Raw genomic sequence first — 5131 nt, forward strand, 5'->3', positions numbered from 1 at the left:
CGAGGCCCGGGTTCACTCATTCACACTCCTAAGCCCTCGCGGGCGCACTCTGGCCGGCCTGATCAGCGGCCTCCTCGTCGTCGGGTACGCCCGCGTCCCAGATCAGCCGCGGGTCGAAGCTCAGCGAGGCCAGCATGGTCAGCACCACCACGGCGCCGAAGGCAGCAATCCCCACGCCAGCCTGCACCACGGCAAAGCCCTGGATGCGCACCAGCCCCGCCAGCAGCGAAACCACGAAAACATCCAGCATCGACCAGCGCCCGATGAACTCCAGCACCTGGTAGAGCCGCGCGCGCTCGCGTTGCCGCCAGCGGCTGCGGCGCTGCGTGGTGATCACCAGCACGGCCAGCGCGGCCAGCTTGAAAAGAGGCACCAGGAAGCTGGCGGTGAAGATCAGCGCGGCGAGCCCGTAGGAGCCCGAGATCCAGAAGAAGATGATCCCGCTCAGGATGGTGTCCTGCTGTGTGCCCAGCAGGCTCTTGGTGATCATCACGGGCAGCAGGTTGGCCGGCAGGTACAGCACCGCCGCGGCCAGCAAATAGGCCCAGGCGCGACGCAGGCTGTCCGGCTTGCGGGCACGAAGCCGCGTGCCGCAGCGGCCGCAATGCTCGCCGGTCTGGGCACCTTCCCACACGGTGCCGCACCGGTGGCAGTCGAGCAGGCAGGCATCGTGTGCGGTGACGATGGCGCCGCCGCCCTCTTCCACCGGCAGGTGCGGCGTGGCGTGGCCCGCCAGCCGCGCAAGGCGCTCGCGCGTGGCACGCGTACGGCCTTTCAAGGGGCGCCCCCGGCGGCGGCTTCGCGCTCGAAGGCCATTTCCCAGAAGCTGCGCGGATCGAAGGACAGCAGCGTGGTCAGCAGCACCGTCAGGCCGACGAAGGCCCACAGCGCAGGTCCCAGCACCACCGTCGCCATGCCGAAGAGCTTGACGATGGCAACGAGAACACCAAGCAGGAAGACTTCGACCATGCCCCACGGCCGCAGCGACTGCAGCGCACGCACCAGCACGGCGAAGCCGGGCGGGCGCTGTGCGGGCCCACCCGCCACGTCGTCGGCGTGATGCCCGGCCTTCCACACCCGGGGCGCGACCTGTAAATACAACAGGATGCACAGCTGCGCGAGCGGAAAGATCAAGGTCGTCGCCAGCACCAGCAGTGCGACGGGCGACATTCCCTCGCCGGCCAGCACCACCACCGCACCGGCCAGCGTGGTCTGGCTGCTGCGGCCCTGCAGTTCGATCTCGACGATGGGAAAGAGATTGGCGATGGCAAAGAGGATCAGGCTGGCCAGCGTAAGCGGCAAAAGGCGCTCGCGCTGCTGGCCCGCGTGACGCGCCAGCTCGGTGCCGCAGCGTGGGCAGTGCGCGATCTCGCGGGGGCGAAGCCGCGGCGCGCGGAACACCGCGTCGCAGCCTTCGCATACCGTCACATCGGGCACCACATTCATCGGCGGGGATTCTGCCAACACCCTGTGAAGTCAGCGGGGCGGCAGGCGCACCAGCGCGCGGCATCCACGGGCCACTACGGCTGTAGGACTGCGGCTCAGCTATTTTTACCCGGACATATTGCGGACTTGATTTCAGCCCGGGTAATATTCACCGCATCATGGATGCTCCCAGTACGCCGCAGCTGACGGCTTTTCTCGGCTACCAGCAAATTGCCCACGGCCCGCGCGAATCGGTGCTTGCCGAACTGCGCCGCCGACAGGACAACCCGCCCGCCATCGTGTTCGACGACCAGAGCGGCGAGCGGGTGGAACTGGAGGCACCGCCAGACTGCGCCACACCCTGCGCCGCTGATGCGGACACGACCGGCGGCGCCCGCCACGCGCGTGGCGTGGGCCGGCCGCGGCTCGGCGTGGTGGCGCGCGAAGTCACGCTGCTGCCGCGGCACTGGGAATGGCTCAGCCGCCAGCCTGGCGGCGCCTCCGTGGCGCTGCGCCGTCTGGTCGACGATGCCCGCCGCGTCTACGCGGACCGCGACGCGTTGCGCGCCTCGCGCGAGTCGACCTACCGCTTCCTGAGCACCGTCGCGAGCGCCCTGCCCGGCTTCGAGGAGGCCGCACGGGCCCTGTTCGCCGGCGACCAGGCGCGCTTTGCCGACCACATCCGTGACTGGCCGGACGACGTGGCCCGCTACGCCCGCCACCTGTCGGCGAACAGCTGGGCCACCACGCCGGAGCAGACGGCATGAGCGCGCCCTTGAAAGCGCATGCGGACATGGCCCCGGCAGGCAGTGCCGCAACGCGTCCGCTCTGGAAGACCTTCCTCTTCTTCCTGCTGCCCATGCTGCTGTCGAACGTACTGCAGTCGGCATCGGGCACGATCAACAACATCTACCTGGGGCAGATGCTGGGCGTGCATGCGCTGGCCGCCGTCTCGGGCTTCTTCCCGGTGATGTTCTTCTTCATCGCCTTCACGATCGGCCTGGGCTCGGGCGCCTCGGTGCTGATCGGCCAGGCCTGGGGCGCGGCCGAACCCGAGCGGGCACGGGCCGTTGCGGGCACTGCGCTGTCGGTGGTGCTGGTGTTCGGGCTGCTGGTGGCGGTCTTCGGCGGCCTGTTCACACAGCCGCTGCTGCATGCGCTGGGCACGCCGCCGGACATCCTGCCCGACGCCACCGCCTATGCCCGCATCATCCTGATCGCCATGCCGGGGCTGTTCGTCTACCTGCTCTCCACCGCCATGTTGCGCGGCGTGGGCGACACCATGACGCCGCTCTACACGCTGGCCATTTCCACGGCCACCGGCCTGCTGCTCACCCCCGCCCTGATCCGCGGCTGGCTGGGCCTGCCGCAACTGGGCGTGGCCAGCGCGGCGTGGGCCACGGTGGTGGGCTTCGTGCTCGCCAGCCTGTGGATGGGCCTGCACCTGCGCCGGCGCGGCAGCCCGCTGGCGCCCAACCGGGCCCTGCTGCGGCATCTGCGCATCGACTGGGGCTTGCTGCGCGCGGTGCTCAAGGTGGGCGTGCCCACCGGCGTGCAGATGATCGTGGTCTCGCTGGCGGCGGTGGTGCTGCTGTCGCTGGTCAACGGCTTCGGCTCGGCCGCCACGGCGGCCTACGGCGCGGTGAACCAGGTCATCGCCTATGTGCAGTTCCCGGCCATCTCCATCGCCATCACGGCCTCGGTCCTGGGGGCCCAGGCCATCGGCGCCGGCAAGGCGGATCAGCTGGGCCGCATCACGGCCACAGCGCTGGGCATGAACCTGGCCCTGACGGGCGGGCTGGTGCTGCTCGCCTGCCTGGCCTCGCGGCCGTTGATGGGCCTGTTCATCACCGACCCGGCCGTGATCGAGGTGGCGCAGCAGCTGCTGCACATCATGCTGTGGAGCCTGGTGGTCTTCGGCATGGGCTCGGCCTTGGCGGGCGTAATGCGCGCCAGCGGCTCGGTGCTGGTGCCCACGGCCATCACCATCGGCGCCGTGCTGCTGGTGGAGGTGCCGGCCGCCTGGTGGATGAGCCACCGCTTCGGGCTCAAGGGCATCTGGATGGCCTATCCGCTGGGCTTCTGCGCCATGCTGCTGATGCAGACGGCGTACTACCGCGGCGTGTGGCGGCACAAGAAGATCCAGCGGATGGTCTGAAGACCCATTCGCGGATGGCCGGGTCTTCCAGTCACACGCTCATGCGTCCCGACCACGCGCAACGCCGGCGCCCTCGTCAGGCGGTGGCGTGACCCTCCGCCGTCTTGAGCCGCAGCGAGCTGCACACGCCTGACACCGCCGCGAAGAGCGCCGCCACGCCCAGCGCCACCTCGGGGCCCGTGCGCAGGTGCGGATCCCACACGCTGAAGATGGTGGCGAGCACGACGGCGCCCACGGTCTGGCCCGTCAGACGCGCCGTCCCCAGCATGCCGCTGGCGGCGCCACTGCGGTGCGGCGGCGGCGCGGTCACGATGGTGTGGTTGTTGGGCGACTGGAACAGCCCGAAACCCACGCCGCACAGGGCCATGCGCCAGGCGATGTCGCCATTGGTGGGCGCATCGGGCAGCAAGGCCAGCAGCGACAGGCCGACGGCCAGCAGACCCAGTCCGATGCCGCCCAGCAGCCCGTCGGGCACGCGACCGATCAGGCGGCCCGCGATGGGCGCGGTGGCCACGATGGCCAGCGGCCACGCGGTCAGCAGCAGGCCGGCCTGCACATGCGTGCGGCCGAAGGCATCGAGCAGCAGGAAAGGCAGCGCGATGTAGGCCAGCATCTGCGCCGCGAAGGCACTGACGGAGGTGCCCATGGACAGCGCGAACACCGGAATGCGCAGCAGGTCCACCGGGAACAGCGGCACCCGCATCGACCACTGGCGCCGGATGTAGACCGCGCCCAGCAGCAGGCCGCCACCGAGCCACAGCCAGCCGTCGAGGCGCCCGCCCGTCTGGCCGTCCTGCACGCCCAGGCGATCCACACCCAGGAAGAAGAGCGAGAACATGCCGATGTTGAGCAGCACGTCGAGCACGCGCATGCGGTCGCCCAGCGCCGGGCCGACGTTGGGCGGCAGCGCCCGCCAGCCCAGCCACAGCACCGCCACGCCCAGCGGAATGTTGATGGCGAAGAGCCAGGGCCAGTCCGCCACCGCCAGCACCGCGGCCGCCACCGACGGGCCGGCCACCGACGAGGCGGCCACCACCATCGAATTGATCGCCATGCCCTTGCCGAGCTGGCTGCGCGGATAGGTCAGGCGCACCAACGCCGCATTCACGCTCATGAGCCCCGCTGCACCCACTCCCTGGACGGCGCGCGCCGCAATCAGCCAGCCCAGGCTGCTGGACATCAGCGCGCCCAGCGAGGCCACCGTGAACAACGCCATGCCAGCCATGTAGACGCGGCGGAAGCCGATCTGCTCGCCCAGCCGCGCCAGCGGCAACAGCAGCACCAGCGTGGCGATCTGGTAGGCGTTGACCACCCACACCGCATGGGCCGGGCTGGCGTCGAGCGACCGGGCGATGCCCGGCAGCGCCAGGTTCAGGATGGTGCCGTCGAGCACCGACACGATCATGGCCACGATGATCACGGCCATCGCGCGGCCGCGCTGCGGTTGCGGCAGGCCGTCGTAGGCCGGACCCTCGGTCGCGGCCGGGGTCATGCGCCGCTCCGTGCCGCCAGATCGGGATGCATGGAAAAGATGTCGGGCGGCGGGCA

General features: G+C 70.3%; 5 protein-coding genes. 2 read left to right on the forward strand and 3 right to left on the reverse strand.

Going from position 1 to position 5131, the window contains the following annotated elements; translation table 11 throughout:
• Positions 1-28: 28 nt before the first annotated feature.
• Together QZ772_RS15945 and QZ772_RS15950 are read right to left on the reverse strand one after the other, a co-directional pair.
• Complete coding sequence (locus tag QZ772_RS15945) at positions 29-685, reverse strand: paraquat-inducible protein A (RefSeq protein WP_295528243.1); 657 nt, start codon at positions 683-685, stop codon at positions 29-31.
• A gap of 89 nt (positions 686-774) precedes the next feature.
• On the reverse strand, positions 775-1446 hold the full coding sequence (locus tag QZ772_RS15950; RefSeq protein WP_295528232.1) for a paraquat-inducible protein A: 672 nt from the start codon (positions 1444-1446) through the stop codon (positions 775-777).
• Positions 1447-1604: 158 nt separating this feature from the next.
• Between QZ772_RS15950 and QZ772_RS15955 the strand changes: the two genes are divergently transcribed.
• Both QZ772_RS15955 and QZ772_RS15960 read left to right on the forward strand, forming a co-directional pair.
• Complete coding sequence (locus QZ772_RS15955; protein WP_295528236.1) at positions 1605-2192, forward strand: DUF2239 family protein; 588 nt, start codon at positions 1605-1607, stop codon at positions 2190-2192.
• Positions 2189-3583, forward strand: coding sequence for an MATE family efflux transporter (locus tag QZ772_RS15960; RefSeq protein ID WP_295528238.1), 1395 nt, complete (start codon positions 2189-2191; stop codon positions 3581-3583). Before QZ772_RS15955 ends, QZ772_RS15960 begins: the two co-directional genes overlap by 4 nt.
• Positions 3584-3659: 76 nt before the next feature.
• On the opposite strand, the gene QZ772_RS15965 is transcribed toward QZ772_RS15960, so the two are convergent.
• The gene (locus tag QZ772_RS15965; RefSeq protein WP_295528240.1) at positions 3660-5075 is read right to left on the reverse strand and encodes an MFS transporter; all 1416 of its coding nucleotides are present in this window, start codon (positions 5073-5075) and stop codon (positions 3660-3662) included.
• Between the last annotated feature and the right edge of the window lie 56 nt (positions 5076-5131).

The sequence above is a fragment of the uncultured Pseudacidovorax sp. genome, from assembly GCF_913773995.1.
Classification (GTDB): Bacteria; Pseudomonadota; Gammaproteobacteria; order Burkholderiales; family Burkholderiaceae_C; genus Xenophilus.

Bases quoted from the DNA above. Each gene is read 5' to 3' on its own strand.
- QZ772_RS15965 (WP_295528240.1), bottom strand. From the start codon at position 5,075: ATGACCCCGGCCGCGACCGAGGGTCCGGCCTACGACGGCCTGCCGCAA.
- QZ772_RS15950 (WP_295528232.1), bottom strand. From the start codon at position 1,446: ATGAATGTGGTGCCCGATGTGACGGTATGCGAAGGCTGCGACGCGGTG.
- QZ772_RS15960 (WP_295528238.1), top strand. From the start codon at position 2,189: ATGAGCGCGCCCTTGAAAGCGCATGCGGACATGGCCCCGGCAGGCAGT.
- QZ772_RS15955 (WP_295528236.1), top strand. From the start codon at position 1,605: ATGGATGCTCCCAGTACGCCGCAGCTGACGGCTTTTCTCGGCTACCAG.